The 19,559-nt window shown below is 64.1% G+C and carries 10 protein-coding genes; 2 read left to right on the forward strand and 8 right to left on the reverse strand.

The features are described 5' to 3' along the window. Positions 1 to 209: 209 nt before the first annotated feature. The 8 genes from IPV69_RS17975 to IPV69_RS18010 form a co-directional block, all read right to left on the reverse strand. Positions 210 to 2,597 (reverse strand): YncE family protein, encoded by a 2,388-nt coding sequence (locus IPV69_RS17975; protein WP_206291103.1) that lies wholly within the window; start codon positions 2,595 to 2,597, stop codon positions 210 to 212. Positions 2,598 to 2,719: 122 nt separating this feature from the next. Next, positions 2,720 to 4,129 (reverse strand): c-type cytochrome domain-containing protein, encoded by a 1,410-nt coding sequence (locus IPV69_RS17980; RefSeq protein ID WP_206291104.1) that lies wholly within the window; start codon positions 4,127 to 4,129, stop codon positions 2,720 to 2,722. Positions 4,130 to 4,308: 179 nt separating this feature from the next. Continuing rightward, positions 4,309 to 6,603, reverse strand: coding sequence for a PPC domain-containing protein (locus IPV69_RS17985; protein WP_206291105.1), 2,295 nt, complete (start codon positions 6,601 to 6,603; stop codon positions 4,309 to 4,311). Between the two features lie 265 nt (positions 6,604 to 6,868). Then, positions 6,869 to 9,427, reverse strand: coding sequence for a DUF1549 and DUF1553 domain-containing protein (locus IPV69_RS17990; RefSeq protein ID WP_206291106.1), 2,559 nt, complete (start codon positions 9,425 to 9,427; stop codon positions 6,869 to 6,871). 120 nt (positions 9,428 to 9,547) lie between these two features. Further along, positions 9,548 to 10,867 (reverse strand): DUF1501 domain-containing protein, encoded by a 1,320-nt coding sequence (locus IPV69_RS17995; RefSeq protein WP_206291107.1) that lies wholly within the window; start codon positions 10,865 to 10,867, stop codon positions 9,548 to 9,550. Between the two features lie 290 nt (positions 10,868 to 11,157). Further along, on the reverse strand, positions 11,158 to 12,510 hold the full coding sequence (locus IPV69_RS18000; protein WP_206291108.1) for a DUF1501 domain-containing protein: 1,353 nt from the start codon (positions 12,508 to 12,510) through the stop codon (positions 11,158 to 11,160). Between the two features lie 708 nt (positions 12,511 to 13,218). Continuing rightward, positions 13,219 to 13,542, reverse strand: coding sequence for an HNH endonuclease signature motif containing protein (locus IPV69_RS18005; protein ID WP_206291109.1), 324 nt, complete (start codon positions 13,540 to 13,542; stop codon positions 13,219 to 13,221). A 178-nt stretch (positions 13,543 to 13,720) separates the two neighbouring features. Continuing rightward, positions 13,721 to 15,964 (reverse strand): S41 family peptidase, encoded by a 2,244-nt coding sequence (locus IPV69_RS18010; RefSeq protein WP_206291110.1) that lies wholly within the window; start codon positions 15,962 to 15,964, stop codon positions 13,721 to 13,723. A 588-nt stretch (positions 15,965 to 16,552) separates the two neighbouring features. Between IPV69_RS18010 and IPV69_RS18015 the strand changes: the two genes are divergently transcribed. After that, entirely contained in the window at positions 16,553 to 17,545 is a 993-nt protein-coding gene (locus tag IPV69_RS18015; protein ID WP_206290195.1) for an IS110 family RNA-guided transposase, read from the forward strand. 205 nt (positions 17,546 to 17,750) lie between these two features. Beyond that, on the forward strand, positions 17,751 to 19,526 hold the full coding sequence (gene argS, locus IPV69_RS18020; RefSeq protein ID WP_206291111.1) for an arginine--tRNA ligase: 1,776 nt from the start codon (positions 17,751 to 17,753) through the stop codon (positions 19,524 to 19,526). Positions 19,527 to 19,559 lie beyond the last annotated feature (33 nt).

A 19,559-nucleotide genomic window follows, 5' to 3' on the forward strand; every position in this document is an offset into this window, starting at 1 on the left:
GGAAAGACCTTGCAGGGTAGTCCACGGAGTTCGTCAGCTCTTCGTTGATGCCTCCAGAAGCCTTGTTTTCTCGACATCAGACAAAGCCCGATGTCGTCCGAAGATCGCGACCCGCGCGGCTCCTCACGAAGAGTCTTCTTCGTGCTTTCTTCGAGCCTTCGCGCCTTCGTGTTCTCTTGTTCTTCCCAGACCCAAGACGAACCAAGCGGTCACCGCGGCGGCGTCGCCGGGTTGGTGGCGGGCTTGGCCGTCAGTGAGGGGGCCAGGCGGATGAGGATCATTCGGCGGGGGCCTTCGTCGTCGCGGACGACTGCTATCGATCCACCGACGTCGTGGGAACCCAGATGCTGCGGCACGCCGAGGTCGCCGATGGGTTGTCCGTTCGCGGCATCGACGATGGCGTTCCCGCCGACGAGCCACGCCCGGCCGCCGTTGATGGAGGCCAGTCGGCCGGCGACGGGCGGCGTGCCTTCCTCGGGCGGAGCGTTGCCGACGGCCGGCGGCACCATCACCTGCAATCGCCGGACTTCACCAGGCATGACCTTGGCATCGAACTGCTGCCAGAGGATCGCCGCCTGGCCGTTGCGCTCGTACAGAATCGCGAGCTTTTTCCCATCCTGCGAGAACGCGACACCCGTCGGTGCCGCGGCCCACTGCTTGTCCACGCCGACGATCGGCGTCTTCCGCACCGTGTACGCCAGCACATCCACGACGGCGAGTTCGGCCTGTGGCTGGCCGTCGGTGCCGAGCGTTTCGCCGACGATGGCAAAGAACCGGCCGTCGGGGCTGGCGGCGCGGTTGGTTGGCGTCCAGGGGCCGGTCGGAACGTAGTTGTCCCGGCTGATGCCCCGGTTCCTGATATCAAAGACCAGCATCGCGGACCGGTCGCCGTCTTCGCCATGAACCAGAACGCGCTCGTCGGCGACGAAGCCGACGACCTTTGGCCGAGAGATCGCCTTGATCGGACTGCCGGCGGGCGGGAAGGGAACGCGCTGCGGTGCGGTCAGCAGGTCGCTGGTGGAAATCAGGTCGACGCCCAGCGTCGGGAACGCGCCGATTCGGGCGACCAGCGTTCCAGAAGGGTGAAGTGCATAGTTGCCGGACAGCGGGTCGTCACGCTCATCGTGCGGCGCGATGCGGGACGACACGCGGACCATTGTCTGAAGGTTCCAGACTTCCAACGCGTCGGCGTTAAGGCCCTGCGCCGGCCGAATGAACAGGGCGAACGGCGACGGCGTGATCGGGAACACCACCCGCTCGAACGGCGGCAGGGTCTTGGGGACATCGACCTTCGCCACCAGCGGCGAAGCCGCAACGACGACGCGGTCGGCGAGCGGATCGCCGGTGGGTTGTGCGGGCGTGGCCGGCGGATTGCCGGGGTTCGCCGGAGTTTCGGGCGCGCCGGGGGGATCGGATTGTGTCGGGCGGGTGGACGAGGCTCCCTGGCCGAAAAGCCGGCTGGCTGCGAAGGGGTCGGGCAGAATCGAAGCCATCGTCGCCGGCGGAGGGCTTGGCCGGGTGGCCGGGGGAGTGGCCACGGGGGGCAGCACTGGAGCTGCCTGTGGGACAGGATCGCCGGGCGGGCGTTCCGGTGTTTGCGGCTGCGGGGGCTGAGGTTCCGGGGGCTGCTCGGTCGGCGTGGGCTCGGTGGTCGCCGGCGGCGGATCGACGCGGGCGATTGTCGGCGTTTTGCCGTCATCAACTGGCACCGCGCGGGGCTCCCATGCCAGCCCTGGACCGACCGGGCTGGAGACCAGGTCGGGGGATGGTTTGCCGGAACGAGCGATCGAGCGCGCCGCTTCGTTAATGCCAAGCGCTGCCGCGAAGCAGACTGCTACGCCAACAAGAAACGCCGCCCCGGCCGCGGTGAGACTGATCGGCGATTCTTCGGGGGTCGGCCGGTACAGAAGCCACGCGAGGCCGACCGCGACGATGAGCGTGACCAGTACCGCGGGGATCGCACCCGCCGGGCTGCCGACGAGCATCCAGAGGATCAGCAGCAGGGCATAGGGAAACAGGGTCGCAGCTGCGACCCGCTTTGCCGGCGACGGCGGACGGTTGAACCGCGCCCATCGGCACCCCAGCGACATGCCCAGCCAGCCCAGCGGAAAGAACACCAGACCGAATCCGGCGATCGCCAGGAACAGCCGAAGGGCAATCGCCCAGCCGGCACCAGACTCATTCCCTAGGGAGATTTGGAGGAGCAACCAGACGACACTGACGCCGATCAGCAGCGGGGGTAGCCAGCGGTCCAGCAGGTAGGCGTAGGGAAAGTTGTGGATGTAGTTGAGCCGTGCGGCGGGCTGATAGCTTTGGAACGCGTGCGTGAAGACGGCGTCGCTGTCGCCCTGGCCGGTCAGCACCGGGGCGTCGAGCGGATTGACGCTCTCGGTTCCGCCTCGGGCCGTCGCCGGGGGGATGCGAAAGGCATCGGCGGCGGGACCGGCAAGTTTGCCTGCGGGGCTGGCGGCATTCACGCCGGCGGGGAGATCCTGCCGTGCGGCCGGCCGGCTATCGGTTGCGACAGCCGCGGCCGGGCCGCTGGTCAGTGCGAAGACGCTCCCGCAATCACGGCAGCGCACCCGGCGACCGGCCATGGCGTCAGCCGCGCGGTAGGGCTTGCGACAATTGGGACAGTTCGTCTGGATCGCCATCTTCCCCCCATTATGGCCGTCCGTTAGATTGGTGAAAGGATGAAACGGCCACAATTAGTGACACGTTACTGAAACGTTCCCACGGACTTGCCGTCGGCCGTCCAGACCCGCAGCACGCCGTCCTGCCCGCCGGCCACGATCAGCTTTCCGTCGGCGGATGCCGCGACGGCGTGCATGAACTCGGTCGCACCGCTGAGGGTTTTGGACTTGCTTCCGTCGCTCTTGAACGTTTCTACCCTGGCGTCGCCGGTACAGGCGACGAAGTCGTCTCCGGCGCGGTGGATGCTGGTGGCTTCCTTGTCGAATGTGGGCGAGGTCTTTTTGCGATCGCCGGAGGCGACATCCCAGAACCGAATGGCATTGTCGGCGCCGGAACTGACGATGGTCTTGCCGTCCTTGCTGATCGCGACGCCCAGCACGTGATGTGTGTGTCCCTCGAAGCTGCGGGCGACCTTGCCGCCGGGCAGGTCGATCAGACGAACGAACTTGTCGGCCGAGCCGGTGACGATCTGCTTGCCGTCGGCGGAGAAGCAGATCGCCTGGATGGTGTCGGAGTGGAGTTCGTCGAGCGACTTCTCGATCTTTCCGTCAGCGATCGAGTAAAGGGAAAGCTGGCCGCCGCGCGTGGGTGCGCCGCCGGCGATGGCGAGGGTCTTGTCATCGGGGCTGAAGTCCAGTGCCAAAACACGGTCGGCGAGAGGGGATTGGCCGTCGCCGGTGCCGATGGTTTTGTCGAGCGCCCAGTCGGTCGCCTCAGAGTCCTTCGCCGGCTTCCAGAGTTTGACTTCGCGGTAGCTGCCGGACGCGAGCAGCTTGCCGTCGGCGGTGAAGGCAAGCGATTGCACGAGATCGCGATGGGCGGCGGGGCGGGTGGCGTCGGACTTCAGGGCGGGGTCGGCGATGCGGCCGATGAGCTTGCCGGCCTTGAGGTCGTACAAATCGATCCCCACGCCACGGCCGGCGGCGGCAAGGCGGCCGTCGGGCGTGACCGCGACGGCGAGGATCGGCTGAATGCTCGGCGCGACCTGCCGCCAGGCGATCGGACCGGCGCCTTTCACTTCACCTTTGGCGCCCTGGCTGATCCAGAGCGCCATCAGGCCGAGTTGTTCGCTGGTGAGGTTCGGGGCCTTCACCTTGTTCCCCGGCGGGGGCATCGCCTCGATGTCTTTGTCGCTGTGGGCCGCCGACTTGAGCAGCATGCTTTCGGCAGGCTTGCCCGGGACAACCGCCGGCCCGCTGTCGCCGCCCTTAAGGATGTCGGCCGGTGTTTCCATCACCAGGCCGGCCTTGGGCTTGGTCTTGTTGTGGCACGCCAGGCAGGAGTTGTTCAGGATCGGCAGGAGCTCTTTTTCGAAGTCGACGGTGGAAGTGCGATCAAGCTTGGCAACCGGAATGGGTTGGTCGGCGGCGGGGCAGGGCACCGTTCCGATAAGCGAGGCGAATCCGACGATCAGCAGTGCTCTATAACGTGCCATGGTGTGTTCCAACTGCTTGGCTGTCCGTGACACGGGTTTCCAACCCGTGCAAGGTGCGTCGGCGTCGAGTTGTGTCAATCCTCAAATGGGCGGTCAAGACCCAGACAGGTTGCCGAGGATTTGAAGCTGCCGCCCTTCGGGTGCAGCTCGCACGGGTTGGAAACCCGTGTCACGGACAGCTACTTCTTCTTGTCCTTCTTCTCCGCTTCCGGTGCGGGAAGAACCCTGACGGTGATCGGCGCGGAGATCAGCGTCGTCGACACGTCCTTGGCGTCCAACTTCTTCTTGTCTTTGCCATTCTTCTTCTCATCCGGCTTGGCGGGTGGGTCGCCGCCGGGGCGCTCGTATTTGAACTGCGCCGGCGACGCCAGGTAGAAGATGTGAGTTCCCGGCGGGAGCTTGACCTGCTTGGTGTCCAGTTCGACCGTCGCCTTGTCGGCCTTGACGTCGATGCTGACTTCCTTGAGCCCTTTGAATGCTTCTGGCCCGAACGCCTTGAGCTTCAGCGCGGCCTTGATCTCACCAGCCTTGCTCAGCTTAAGCGGGATCGACAGCTTTTCGCCGCTGACGACTTCGTACACCTTGTCGTCGGCGGTCGTCAGCGTCAGCGGTTCGGCTTCGTCGCAGACCGCGATCGCCAGGTCGCTCACCACGCGGGCGACGATCATGTCGAGGTTGTTATTGTTGTTTGCCTTGGGGTCGGCGTTGGAACCGGCGACGACCGCTCCGGCGCGGGCCTCGCGCTTAAGCTCGCCGGTGTCGGTCTTGGCCGTCGCGACGACGCCGATCCGACCCGCCCAGGGTTTCGTATCGTTGGTTGCCGACAGCAGCAGGACGCCCACGCTCTCTTTACCGGAGATCGTCACCTGGTCGCACTTCACGTCCGGCGGAAGTCCGACGACCGACACGGTCACATCGCTTTCGAAGTCGTCCTGTCGGAAGAGGTTGACGCGGAGCACCGCCGTGCCGCCTTTACGGAGCACGGGGTTCCAGACGGCCGTCTCCGAGGCCGCCGCCGACACCGGCGAAGCGGCGAGCTGGAAATCGGGGGCAGGCTTGCGGATGGACAGGTGATAGCGGAGGGCGCCGTCGTCGCGAGAAAGGCTGAAGCGGTCGCGGGCGAGCAGGCGATACGCCCCGTCTTCCTTGACCTCCCACTTCATCGCAAAGTCGCGGGTCGATGTCCGAAACGCCGGCGTGCCGGGGTTCGATTCGTCCTCCGGACTGGTGAGGACATCGGCGAGCTTTTCACCCTTGTCGTCCTTCGTCACCTTCTGCACGACGACCAGCGGAGCGGCCGGCTGATCGAGCCGGTCGCAGACGATGCTGACGAAGTAGACGTCACCCTTTTTGGCGTCGAACGTGTAGTAGTCGCGGTCGTTGCGGGGGTAGAACCGCCCGGCGACCTCGGCCGGCAGCGACAGCTTCTGGGCGTTCTCCGGCAAATCATTTCGCTTGCCGGTTTCGATCGCTTCCGTCTCAACCTCGGGCTTCGTGCCGACGTACAGAATCGGCACGGCGTTCGACGTTCCGTAATCACTCTTGAGGCGGTACGCAAACCCGCTGAGCGCTGCACTGGACGGCGCGACCATTCCGGCCGACTGAAGTCGCTGGCCTGCGGCCGGCTCGATCGGAAGGTCGATATCGACCTGGATCTGTTCCAGTGGCTTGCCGTCGGCGGCGAGCAGTTCGCTCTTCTTTCCGCCGGGCAGGTTACGGCCGAACAGGGTAAAGGTGGTCTTCCCGCCAGGCTTGGAAGAGGGGGGAAAAACGTGGCTTAGTCGTGGGGCGGCGGAGGCGGCCAGGAGGTAGTTGAACTCGTTGCCGCCGCGATAGAGCGCATCACTGACGCGGATGAGGTAATCGCCATCGGCCGGTGCTGTGAAGTCGATGAAGCCGTTTCGGCGGCTGCGGTCGAGCTCGCGACCGGTGGCATCGTCGACCGCCAGGTTCGGCGACAGCTTCGAGTCGATCTCTTTCGCGACGCATTCGATCATTACCCGCTGCCCCTTGGCGGCGGTAAACGACCAGAAGTCGAACGCGTTGGCCGAGCATTGCCCGGCGGCGTAGGCATTGGGGGGAAGCTTGGCGGCGGCGTCGGGCGTATTGCCCGCCTTGGCACCCGCGGCCGTCTGGCGGTCGTGGACGAAGAACCCGCGCGGGTTTGAGATGCCGAACCGCCCGATGGCGCGGCAGTCGTAGACGCCGACGGGTACGTCGTTGCCCAACGTAACCGTGAACGTACCGGTCTTTGACTTACCGTCTGCTTCGCTCTTTTTAGCGTTAATCCCCGGGTGGCTGAAACGCAGCTCGGCGATGTCGTCGAGGTCGATGCCTTCGATCTTCACATCGAACGTCGTGCCCGACTTACCGCCGGGCGGCACGACGGCCGAGATGCGGGCCGCGGGCAACTGTGCGAGGGCGCTGGAGGCGATGAAAAGACTAACAACGGCGACCGAAACGGAACGGAGCACGGAGCCCTCCTTATTGGCATGGGCATGTACTCATGCCCGTGCGTTCGCGCGAAGGGCGACACGGGCATGAGTAAATGCCCGGTGCCACGGGTCGGCGGTACTCCGCAGACCCGTGCGCGAGTTGGACCGGCAGCACGGGTCTCCGAAGTACCGGCGACCCGTGGCACCAGATCGACGCATTTCGTCAAAACGTCACTTGCTCTCAGGATAACAATTCAGGCGCAAGACCTTCGTCAATTCGTGAACGGATTGTTGCCAACCACGTTCAATGATTGAACGAGAACTCCTTCGTATTAATCAGCGCCCAGATGATGTCCTCGTAAGCCTGTTTCTTCTTCGCGGCCGTATCCACCTTCGCCGGCTTTTTCTCGGGTTTGGCGGGCTTCTCGGGCTTGCCTTCCGGCTTGACCTCGGGTGGCGGTGCGTCGGCAGCGGTCAGGCGGTGGATGTAGTCGGTGCTGACAGCGATCTCGGCGGTCTCAGCCTCGCGGGCGTAGGCCCAGAGGTACAGCTCGCGGATCTTTTCCTCGTCCGGGCGTGGGTCCTGCGCCAGCTTCGCCGCCCGGCCGTTGGACACCTTGTCCTGCATGTCCTTGGCGTTGAGCAGATGCAGGCTCTGGGCGAGGCTCGGCTCGGTCGAGCGTTCGCACTCACACGAGCTGCTGCTGTCGGGACGACCGAAGACGGTCAGGAAATAGTTCTGGGCGTTGAAGCTGTTGTCGGGCAACTGCACGGCTCGCGTGCCTTCGGGCAGGCCATTGAACTTCGTCTTTGTCGCCGTCAACTGGTCGACCGCGTCGAGCAGCACCTCGGCGTTCAGCCGCTTGGGGTAGTACCGGCTGAAATTCTGCTTGTCGACGCCGTTGTGGGCGTTGGGTTGTGAGCTGAGCTGATAAGTGCTGCTGCGGCAGATCTCCCGGATCAACGCCTTCATGTCGAAGCCGTTGGCGGTGAAGTAGGTCGCCAGAGCGTCGAGTAGTTCGGGGTTGGTGGGCGGGTTGGTCTCGCGCATGTCGTCTTCAGGGTCGACAATGCCGCGACCGAAGAAGTGCTTCCAGTAACGGTTGGCGAGCGACTTGGCGAAGAACGGGTTCCGCTTGTTGGTCATCCAGTCGGCCAGCAGCATGCGGGGGTCTTCGTCGGCGGCGCTGGCGACGGGATCCGCACCGAGGCCGGCGGGCTTGACCGACTGCTTGGTCTTGGGGTTGGTCGCCGACGCTTCGCCGCGCTTGTGGAAGATGACTTCTTCCCCTTGAATCGCCCCGGCTTTGCGGCCGACCCGGCTGAAGAACGCCGAGAAGCTGAAGTAGTCCTGCTGGCTCCACTTTTCGAACGGGTGATGGTGGCACTGGGCACACTGCAGCCGCATGCCCATGAACAGCTGTGCCGTGTCTTCGAGCTGGGCCGTCGGTTCTTTCACCTGGCGGTACCAGCTGACGGCGGGGTTCATGTCGATGTCGCCGCTGGCGGTGACGATCTCGCGGACGAACTGATCGTAAGGCTTGTTTTCCAGCAGGCTGTCACGGACCCAGGCGTGGAAGGCGTAAGTGCCGCGGATGTAATTGGGCTGCGTCCGCTTGTTGCGGAGCAGGGCGCTCCACTTGTTGGCAAAGTAGTCGGCGTAATCGGGGCTCGCCAGCAGGCTGTCGATCAGTTTGTCGCGCTTGGCGGCGTCCTTGTCGGCCAGGAAGGCCGATGTTTCCGCGGGTCTGGGCAGCCGGCCCGCGATGTCGATCGTCACCCGGCGAATGAACGTCGCGTCGTCGCATACTGGCGACGGCGGCATGCCGATTTCCTTGAGCTTCTTGAACACCAGTTCGTCGACGAAGTTCTTCGCCGGCGGCAGGTCCTTCACTTCGGCGCCCAGCGGTACGGTCGCCCGGAAGACGGCGACCTTGCCCTGGTAGCGAATCATCACGGCCACGTCACCCGGCTGACCGGCGATGCTGACGTTGCCGTCCTCGGCGACCTTGGCCATCTCCTGCACATTCGGCTCGTACAACGCCGAACGGGTGACATCCTGCACGGTGCCGTCGGTGTAATGGGCGAGCACCAGTAGCTGCTGCGATCCGCCGCGGGCCATGATGCGGCGGGGCGGGTGGACGGCGATGTGCGAAACCTTCGGGTCCTCGGCCTTGCCGTAGGGCATGCCCTGGGCCATCCAGCTTACGATCAGGCGGTAGTCGTCAGTGCCGGCTTCGAGCCGCTTGCCACCGCCGTGCGGCGTGCTGCCGACGGCCTTGGTCAGCAGCAGGCTCTGCTCGGGGGAGGCGGGGAAGACGCGGCGGCCGCGGGCTTCCTTGACGATGTGCTCGTAGTCTTCGGTCGGTTCGAAGCCGAGCAGCGACAGGCGGAAGCCGTTCTGGCCGCCACTCTTGCCGTGGCACCCGCCGGAGTTGCAAGAGTTCTTGGTGAAGATCGGGACGACCGAATTGGCGAAGTTAATCGGCAGTTGTGATTCGATCTGCTCGGCGGTGAGTGTGAGTGACGCCGACTGGCCGGTAGGGGTCGTCGCGGTGACCGACGCCGTGCCGTTGGCCGTCGCCACCAGCAGGCCGTCGGCGTCCACTTTGGCGACCGCCGCGGGCGAAACGTCGAACTTCGCCTGGCGGGTGAAATCCACGAAACTGCCGTCGGGGAGTTTGCCGGTGAGCAGGAGCTGATGTCGGGCTTCAGAACCCTTGAGCTTCAGGGAGGTGACGGCTTCGTCGCCGGCGTGGAGCACGACGGCGGTCGGGCTCGCTGCGACGACCGGAATGCTGAGCAGAATAGTGAATATTGCGGCAAGCCGAACGCCGAACGCCGAACGTCGAACGTCGAACATCGAATGAGATCCCGGTCGACTCTGCGTTTCGATATTCGAAGTTCGGCGCTCGATGTTCGATGTTCGCATTTGAAGATCCCGATTTCTGAAAGTACTTCGCCAGTTCTGTCCCACCGTCAATTACACCAGTTCGCGCATCGGCTGGTACGCCTGATCGACCACGTACTGCGGCCGGCCGGACAGATCCTTGAGAGTGACCTTACTGGTATCGATACCGAGCTTGGTGTAGAGCGTGGCAAAAACTTCGGCGAAGTGGACGGGACGGTCGGCGGCCTCACCACCGAGGCGGTCCGTCTTGCCGATCGCCTGGCCCATCTTCATGCCGCCGCCGGCAACCAGCGCGCCGCAGACGCGCGGCCAGTGGTCGCGGCCGGCCTTGGCGTTGATCTTGGGGGTTCGGCCGAACTCGCCCCAGACAACGACCGCGACGTCCTTGTCCATCCCCCGTTCGTAGAGGTCAGTGACCAGCGACGACACGCCGGCATCGAGGCCCGGTAGCCGCTTGGCCATGCTCTTGAAGTTGTCGGAGTGGGTGTCCCAGCCGCCGTAGCTGAGCGTGACGCAGCGAGCGCCCGCTTCGACAAGCCGACGGGCGACACAGAAGCTGTCCATGGAGCCGCGGTCGTCCTTGGCGGCGCTGCGATAGCGCTCCAGGACGCGCGGGTCTTCCTTCTTCACGTCCAGTGCTTCGGCGACGCGGGTGCTGGTCAGCATGTCCATCGCCATGTGATTGAAGGCGTCGCTGCCTTCCATCTGGCCGGAGTTGTCGTACTCGGCTTTCATCTTGTCGAGACTGCCGAGCAGGGACTTGCGATCTTCCAGGCGGTCGAGGGTGACGCCGTTGAGCGTCATGTCGCGGCGGCCTTGGCCCGACGGCGAGAAGGGCGAGTGGCTGACGCCGAGGTAGCCGTAGGCTTCGCCGCCACGCATGTTGTCGCCGCTAAGGGTGACATAAGGCGGCATCGACCGGTTCGCCGCGCCGTAGACCTTGGACAGGATCGCGCCGGCCGTCGGCCAGCCGCCCGGTGGCATGACAGGTCGCTTGGAACGGCCGGTCAGGCACTGGAACGACCCGTGCTGCCCTTCCGACCCGACCACCGAGCGGATGACCGCCAGCTTGTCCATTATGCCGGCCAGCCGTGGCAGGTGCTCGCAAAGCTGGATGCCGTTGACGTTGGTGTTGATCGGCTTGAAGTCGCCGCGGATATCGGCCGGGGCGTCGGTCTTGAGGTCGTACATGTCCTGGTGGCTGGGGCCGCCGGGCAGGTAGACCATGATGAGTGCTTTGTGGTTCCTGGAAATGCCCTGGGCCGCTTCGGCGCGGAGCAGTTGGGGAAGGGTCAGTTGGCTGGCCCCCAGTCCGAAGGCCCCGATCTTGAGGAAGTTCCGCCGGGAGATGCCGTCACAGAAGCTCGCGCGCTTTCCGAAGATCGTCAGCATGGCAGGACGCCTTTCCGCCTCAGACCGACGCGAAGCGCCGGAGGGCATTTGAGAGATGGGCCTTCCGAACGCGGTGTTCGGGTTGGGTCCGATGTGTAGTTCCCCGGTACGGCCAGACCTGACACTTCACAACGACGTCACTTCTCTGGTGGGGCAGGCACTCTTGCCTGCCTCGGGCGGACGTACTCGTCCGTCCGAAGCCACCTTCTTAGTTCGGCCCGTTCCTTCGGCCACGGCGTAGAGTGTCCGAGGCAGACAAGAATGAATGTCTGCCCCACCAATGAATTGTGCTACCCGACCAATTCCTTCATCGGCTGGCAGCCGTCTTCGACCAGGTACATGGGCCTGCCGCTCAGGTCGGGCACGGTGGCCTTGTTCACGTCGATTCCAAGGTTGTGGTACAGCGTCGCGAAGACTTCGCCGAACTGCACCGGTCGGCTGTCGGCTTCGCCGGCGTCGCGGGTGGTGCTGCCGATGACCTGGCCCACCTTCATGCCGCCGCCGAACAGCAGCGCGCCCGACACCTTCGGCCAATGGTCGCGACCGCCTTTGTCGTTGATCTTTGGCGTTCGGCCGAACTCGCCCCACACCACCACGCTGACGTCCTTGTCCAGCCCGCGGGCGTAGAGGTCGTCGATCAGTGCCGACACGCCCTGGTCGAGCATCGGCGTATCCTGGCGCAGCGCCTCGGCGTTCTTGCCGTGATGATCCCACCGGCTGAAAGCGAGGGTCACCACCCGCGCGCCGGCTTCGACCAGCCGGCGGGCGATCAGGAAGTGTTCCATCAGCTTCGGGCCGCCGTCGTCGCGATTCTTGGGATCGCCTTTGCCGTACATCTCAATGATTTTCGGGTCTTCGTTAGCCAGGTCGAGCGCGGTCGAGAGCTTGCTGCTGGTGAGCATGCCGATCGCCTGCTGGTTGAAGGCATCGACGCCTTCCATCTGGCCGAAGCTGTCCATCTCGCTGCGGAAGCGGTCGAGGCTGGTGAGCAGGGCACGGCGGTCGCCGAGGCGATCGAGCGTGACGCCGTTGAGCACCATGTCTTCCTTGCCGTCGCCGGATGGCTTGAACGGAGCGTGCGGAATCCCCAGGAATCCGGCCTGACCGGTGTCGGCCCACTCCATGTGCCCCATCGGGGGAGCCAAGCCACAGAACGCGGGAATTGCCTTGTCCTGCGGACCGAGCACCTTCGACACGCAGGATCCGAGCGACGGCCAGCCGCCGGGCGGCTGTTGCCGGCGCGACTTGCGGCCGGTCATGCACTGGAACGCGTCGTGTGCGCCGTCGGCCCCGACCATCGATCGGATGATCGCGCACTTGTCCATGCGCTTTGCGAGCCTGGGCATCAGTTCCGAGATCTCGATGCCGCCGACATTGGTCTTGATCGGTTTGAACTCGCCGCGGATATCGGCAGGGGCGTCGGGCTTGAGATCCCAAAGATCCTGATGGGCAGGACCGCCGGGCAGGAAGATCATGATGACGGCTTTGTGCGATTTGCGGATGCCTTGCTCGGCTTCGGCGCGGAGCAACTGTGGCAATGCCAACCCACCCAGGCCCAGCGCACCGATACGCAGGAAGTTCCGCCGGGAGATGCCATCGCAGTAGCCGGAGTTGGCGGGTTTGGGGGCCAGAATGGACAGCATGCGATCTACTCCGTTGCAGCGTGCCTTCTTTTCATCGACACATCGTTAAAGCTGGCCGTAGCCGTGATATGAGCAATACGCTACGACCTGCTTGCTATATCAGGGTACTTCTGAGCGTCCCTAGCGTTGATGGGACTGAGTGCAAACATTTGAGACCTTTCGGGGCGATGTCGTAACCCGACCCGGCGGGCAGCGTACCGGACAATTTGACCCACGTTCAGTCCGTTTTCGCGACAAAACCGGATCGTCGGAACGAGTCCCGCGCCCCGGCGTCGGTTCCGCCTGGGAATGCTGACGAAAATTCGTTCTCTAATCAGTGATGGGATCGCGTCTTGCAGAAATCGAGGCCGAGCGGACGGGTTTTCCAGTACGTCTGGCACTGTCATTGTTATGTCGTTGGCGTCGCTACCGTCATTAGAAGGCAGCGACGAAATAGCCCATTCTTCCCCCCGATGGGAACGGTTTCTGCCTCCCACAACCCGAGAAACCTTCCCACAGCCCCACAGGGGCGGTCCATGCCCGGGACCGCCCCTTTTTTTTTTGCGCGCGTTTCTGGGAATCGACCTTAATCCGACTGCGAACATGGCACGGTTAGCCGCGACGCGAAGCGGAGCGTTAGATGCACAGTAGAAGTGTTTGCGTGGTCCGCGCTGACCCGCGCTCCGCTTCGCGTCGCGGCTAACCGGTAAGTCCGATCCACCTGCGATATCACCGTCGCCGTCGTCGCAGTGGATGATCGTTTGACATCACTGTCCTGAAGTTCCGGTCCGGCTTCTGCTTCCTGATCCATACCAGGAATGGCCGCATCTGCGGTGCTTCGCGGAGGCGCAGAATGTCGGCGTAGCTGCGGGCCAGATCGGTGTTACCGAAGATCGCGTGAATCTGCTTGTGGCAGGGACGACAGACCGGCGCGCGGTCCTCGGCTTTCCCGCCTTTCTGTTTTGGCGTGAGGTGGTGCAGCGTCACCATCCCGGGCGGGACGGATCGCTCGCACAACTCGCAGGTTTGCCAGGGGGCGTCACGTCGAGCCATTACTGGATTGTAGCCCGGGTCAATTCACCTCTGAATTTCACAAATTTTGTGCCACTGGTGCCGCGCGTCGCCGGTTCGCCTCAGACCCGTGCTGACTCCTCGGTAGTGAGTTCCTCAATGAAAGAGGGCCCCCGATCCGGGAGCCCTCTGGCTGACTTCAATGTTCGATCCGCTTTGCTCAGGTCTTGGCCTTGGCGTCGGCCAGTTCCAGCCGCAGGAGCAACACGGCGGCTGACAACTGCGGGTCGCTGCTCAGGAGGTTCTTGTCCGTGGCGACGGCGGGCTTCGTCGCGGGGGCCGCACCGTCACGCAGGACATCATGTTCCTGGCGGGCGTTGATCGCGGCCCGCATCTGCTCGGGGGTCATCTCGACCGTCAGGTCGGGCTCCACGCCCCAGTCAGTGCTGTTTTCTTCACGATGGATGCACTTACCGGCCGGCAGATAGTAATGGCTGGTCGTCAGCTTCAGCAGGGCGCTGCGATCGGTCAGGGGGAAGAGCATCTGCACGCTTCCCTTGCCGAACGTCCGCTCGCCGACGATGGTCGCCCGCTTCTGGTCCTTCAGGGCACCGGAGACGATCTCACTGGCGCTGGCCGAGTACTGGTTCACTAGTACGACCAACGGCAGGTGCGATTCGTCGGCGTCTTTCTTGGCGCGGGCGACGGTGTGCGGGTTGCCGGTTTCGCGGTCCGGGCGCGTCGAGACGATCACGCCATCGGTCAGGAACTTGTCGCACACCTCGGTCGCGGCCGTCAGCAATCCGCCGGGGTTGTACCGCAGGTCGAGGATGACACCCTTGGCGCCGCTCTCACTGAGCTTGGCAACAGCGGCGTCGAGTTCCTTGCTGGTCTCGGCGGTGAAGTTGGTCAGGCGGATGTATGCGATCTTGGTGTCGGCATCGATGTAGTAATCCCACCCGCCGCCCGGCAGGTGCGTGTAACCCTTGATGCTGATGACCTTGATCACGTCGCGCTTGATCGCGTAATCCTTCGACACGCCGTCGGGGCTGCGGACCGTCAGGTTCACCACTGTGCCCTTGGGCCCGGTGATGGTGCGAACGGCCTGGTTCGTGCTGATGCCCTTGGCGTTCTTGCCGTTGATATGGGTAATGATGTCGCCGGCCTTGATGCCCGCCTTGAACGCAGGGGTGTCTTCCAGCGGGCTGACGACCTTCAGGCTGCCGTCGTCGTCGTTCTGAATCTGGATGCCGACGCCGAAGAACTCACCCTGGGTGCTCTTGCGGAACTCTTCCAGGTCGTTCGGCCAGATCATGCTGGTGAACGGGTCGAGCTCGGCGAACGCGCCGTCGGCGAACTCGGAGACGAGCACTTCTTCGGGCAGGCCGATCGTCCGTAGGTTCTCGGCCTTGATCCGTGCCAGCGTGTCGCGGAGCACGAGCTGCTCGTTGGCGACGGTGGCGTCTTTGTTGGCGGCGATGCGCTCGTTCAGCAGGTTCAGGAAGGCTTCCCGCTTGGCTTCTTCGCCGAGCTTGGGGAACGCCTTGTCCAGACCCTGTGTGGTCACCAGCACGCGCAGCCCGTTGAGGCCGCCCATCGCCAGGGCCTTGTAGTTGGTGTCGCGGTAGTAGTTGTTGCGGGCATCGACCAGGGCGTCCCACAGCATGTCCATGCGGATGCCGCGGAGGGTTTCCTTCCAATCGATCTTGAAGTTGTCCTCGGCCTCGGGCTTGGCGGGCTTGGTCGCCGGCTGCGTGGTGGGCTTGAGGATCTCGTCGGCGGCTTCACGCTCCTTGCTCTCGGCCTGCTGGATTTCCTTCAGCGTCTCGGGGGTGTAGAGCGCGAGCAATCGAACCCGGCGGGTGACGGTCTTGAGCCGTTCCTTCCAGACCGGTTGAGCCGGCTCGAGCGAGCCCAGGTCGCTGTACAGCCGCAGCGCTTTGAGCCACTGCTCCTTCTTCTCGTACTCCTCGGCGTGGGTGATCGCGCCTTTGATGAGCTCGTCCACCCAACCTTCGGCACGGAATGCCTTCTTGTCGGGGGCGAGCAGGAAGGCGCGGGCGGCGGCATCGGGGACATAGACCGTCTTGCCGGCGGCCTGCAGCTTCTTGACGTCTTCTACGGCTTTCTCGTACTGCTTCTGTCGTTCGGAGGCGAAACCCTGTCGCTGGGTTTCGAACTCTTTCGTCCAGCCAGCCATCTTTTCGAGGGTCGCGTCGTCCTTGCTGATGCCGCGGGCCTTGTCGAGTAGTTCGCCGACCTTGGCAAACTCACCTATGCGAAGCGCCCGGAAGGCTTCAGCCTTGAGCTGCTCGACGGTGGCCAACTGGTCGGCCGATGCAACGGCGACTTGCGCCGGGGCGGCGACGGCCGAGTTGTGACGGGTCGGCCCGGACAGGATCGCGGCTGCCGCACCGGCCGCCACGGCCGCCACGAGCATCCACCGGCGAACATGCTTCTTCATGGGAGTCATCCTTAACGTGTACGAGCGGGTCTGTTGGGAGCACAAAGGGACTTCACGTCTTTCGGACGTCAGTCGGCTGGATCGACACTCTAAACAACGTCGAACGACAACGCATTATACCGGCGAATCGTCGCCCGGCGAGCAAAACCTGAAAGCCAGGGCCGAAGATCACCACGGAGACACGGAGGGCGACCTGGTCAATGAGAGCCGAATCAAGAATGGAGACAGAAGAATACTGACTAGGAGAACACCTGCCGCAATCGGCTTCTCTGTATTCCCGGTTCTTCATTCTTCGTTCTGCATTCTCTATTCGCGTTGTGTTGGCTGGTTGCCCTCCGTGTCTCCGTGCCTTGTATGTTGGATTCCGTACCGTCTGATGGTTCAATGCCGCATGCCGCTTCGCGGGCTTCGAAGCGTAGCGAGAAGCCCGCGAAGCGGCGGCGGACGACAGATCGTTCGTGCCCAGACGCCGTCATGGACGTCGTCACGGAGCCTGATCGTCGTTCGTCGCGTGCGACTAACCCGAACAGCCGACTGAACCCGTCGCCCCGGCGGCGGAGTTCGTATTCGCAAGGCAGGGAAGCCACCATGCAGCACGAAGCCAACAGCAACGCCGTTCCGTCCGCCGCGGTGTCCGATGTCTCGTTGCCGGTCGCCGGCATCGACGTCGCCAAGGATCAGCTCGACGTCTTCATTGATGTCGTCGCCCAGCGGCTGCGAGTCAGCAACAACGACGAGGGGGTCGCACGCCTCGTCGCCACGCTGCGTCAGCACAAGGTTCGCCTGGTTGTCCTGGAGTCCACCGGCCGGTACCACCGCGCCGCGGCCGCCGCGTTGCTTCAGGCCGGCGTCAACGTCTCGGTCGTCAACCCCAAGAACGTCCGCGCCTTCGCCGTCGCCGACGGCAGGCTCGAGAAGACCGACGCGATCGACGCCCAGGTCATCGCCTCGTTCGGACGGGCGCTCAACCCGCGGATTACCGCCAAAACGCCGGAGAAACAGACGGTTCTGGCCGACCTGGTCTCCCGGCGTCGCGGCCTGGTGCAGGTCCGGGTCGCCGAACGCAACCGCGGCCAGGGACAACTGCCCACGCTGGCGGCCACCCAGTCCACGAAGCTGCTGCGGCTGGTCAACCAGCAGATCGAGGATCTGGACCGCGCGATCGCCAAGCTGATCGAAGGCGACGACGACTGGCACAATACGTCGAAGATCATCGACTCGGTGCCCGGCATCGGGCCCGAAACGGCTAACCAGCTGGTCTCCAGCCTGCCGGAGCTGGGTAAACTCAACCGCCAGGAGATCGCCAAGCTCGTCGGCCTGGCGCCGCTCAACTGCGACTCGGGCACGCAACGCGGCCAGCGGCATATCCGCGGGGGGCGGGATCACGTTCGAAACTGCCTGTACATGGCGACGTTCAATGCCCGGCAACGCTGCGACAAGTTCCGGCGTTTCTTCGATGGTCTTGTCGGGCGTGGCAAGCATTACCAAGTCGCGATGACCGCCTGCATGCGTAAGCTGCTGGTCATCCTGAACGAGATGGTGAAGAACAAGACCCATTGGGACTCGAAGTTCGCGTCATAACTTTTCTGGAGCGTTCACTTGAAAAAGCACACAGCCGCTCCGTGGTGGTTTCGGCTTTGGTTCGACAGCCAAGGAGATACCGTGGCCAGTACCCATCCGTTGGCCGGGTGACGCATCTACAGTAGCATGCGCGATTTCCCGGCGAGTCGCAGGACGTCGGCCGGGTTTCTTCCGGTCCGCAGTGCCCCGAAAGGGCTGATTCTGTATGAAGACGATCTCGGAGCAGATATCCAACGCGTTTAAGGCCGCTATCGCGGCCGCGTTCTCGCCGACCCTCGACGGCATCGACATCGACCCGCTCGTCAGCCCGTCGGCGAACGAGAAGTTCGGCGACTACCAGTCCAATGCCGCGATGGGCCTGGCCAAGACCCTGGCCGAAAAGGCCGGTGAGAAGACGAACCCGCGCGCCGTCGCCGAGCAGATTATTGCGAAGCTGAACGTCGGCGGCATGAGCGACACGCCGCCGGACAAGAGTTGGATCGCCGGCCCGGGGTTCATCAACGTCAAGCTGTCGCCGAAGTGGCTCGCGGAGCAGTTGAGCCTGGCGGGGAAGACCGATCGGCTGGGGGTTGAGCCGGTCGCTAAGCCGCAGACGGTGGTCATCGACTACAGCGGGCCCAACATTGCCAAGGAACTGCACGTCGGCCACCTGCGAAGCACGATCCTGGGCGACGCAGCGACACGCGTCCTGACGTTCCAAGGGCACAAGGTCATCCGGCAGAACCACGTCGGCGACTGGGGCACCCAGTTCGGCATGCTCATCGCCAACCTGCAGGACAAGCAGTCCGCCGGCGGCGAGACCAAGCTCTCCGACCTTGAAGCGTTCTATGTCGAAGCCAAGAAGCGGTTCGATGTCGAAGTGCCGTTCCAGGAACGAGCCCGGCTGAATGTCGTCAAGCTTCAGTCCGGCGACGCGGACGCCCTGGCGATGTGGCGGATGCTGGTCGACAAGACGCGCGAGCACTATCTGCCCATCTATCGGCGGCTCGGCGTCCTGCTCACGCCGGACGATGAGCGGGGCGAATCGTTTTACAACACGCGCCTCGCCGCCGTCGTGGAGGAACTCAAGTCCCGCCAGATCGCAGTCGAGAGCGAAGGCGCGACTGCCGTCTTCGTCGAAGGCTTCAAGACGCCGCTCATCATCGAGAAGTCCGGCGGCGGATTCCTCTACGGCACGACCGACCTCGCCGCGGCGAAGTACCGCATCACCGAGCTCAAGGCCGACCGTGTCGTCTATTTCGTCGACGCCCGGCAGTCGCAGCACTTCGCTCAGGTCTTCGCGACGGTGAAGAAGGCCGGCTGGGGCGACAACGTCTCCATGGAACACGCCGCGTTCGGCACCATGCTCGGCCCCGACGGTACGCCGTTCAAAACCAAGACCGGCGGAACGGTCAAGCTCAAAGACCTCCTCGACGAAGCCGAGCAGCGCGCCTTCGACCTGGCCAAGCAGAAAGCCGCCGAGCGGGAGGAATCGCCGACGGACGAGCAGCTCAAGGCGATCGCCCACACCGTCGGCATCGGCGGCGTGAAGTATTCGGACCTTTCGAAAGATCGGGTCAGCGACTACGTCTTCTCGTTCGACGCGATGCTCGCGATGGACGGTAACACCGCGCCATACATGCAATACGCCTACGCCCGCGTCCGGTCGATCTTCCGCCGGGCGGCGGAGCGGGGGATCACGTTCGGCGACGGCGCGACGACAACGATCGCGCTAGACGCGCCGCAGGAGCTGGCACTGGCCAAGCAGATCCTGCGGTTCGGCGAAGTCGTGGAGCAGGTCGGTCGGGAACTCAAGCCGCACGTGCTGTGTGCCTACCTTTACGACCTGGCCGGTCGGTACAGCTCGTTCTACGAAGCCTGCCCGGTGCTGACGAGCGAGGAGCCGATGCGCTCAAGCCGCCTCGCGCTCGCCAACCTTACGGCGAAAGTGCTCGCCAAAGGACTGGATCTGCTGGGGATTGAGCACCCGGACCAGATGTAGTCCATCCTCTTTTTTCCCCTGTACTCAGCGGAC

The organism is Humisphaera borealis (genome assembly GCF_015169395.1).
In the GTDB taxonomy this organism is placed as follows: domain Bacteria; phylum Planctomycetota; class Phycisphaerae; order Tepidisphaerales; family Tepidisphaeraceae; genus Humisphaera; species Humisphaera borealis.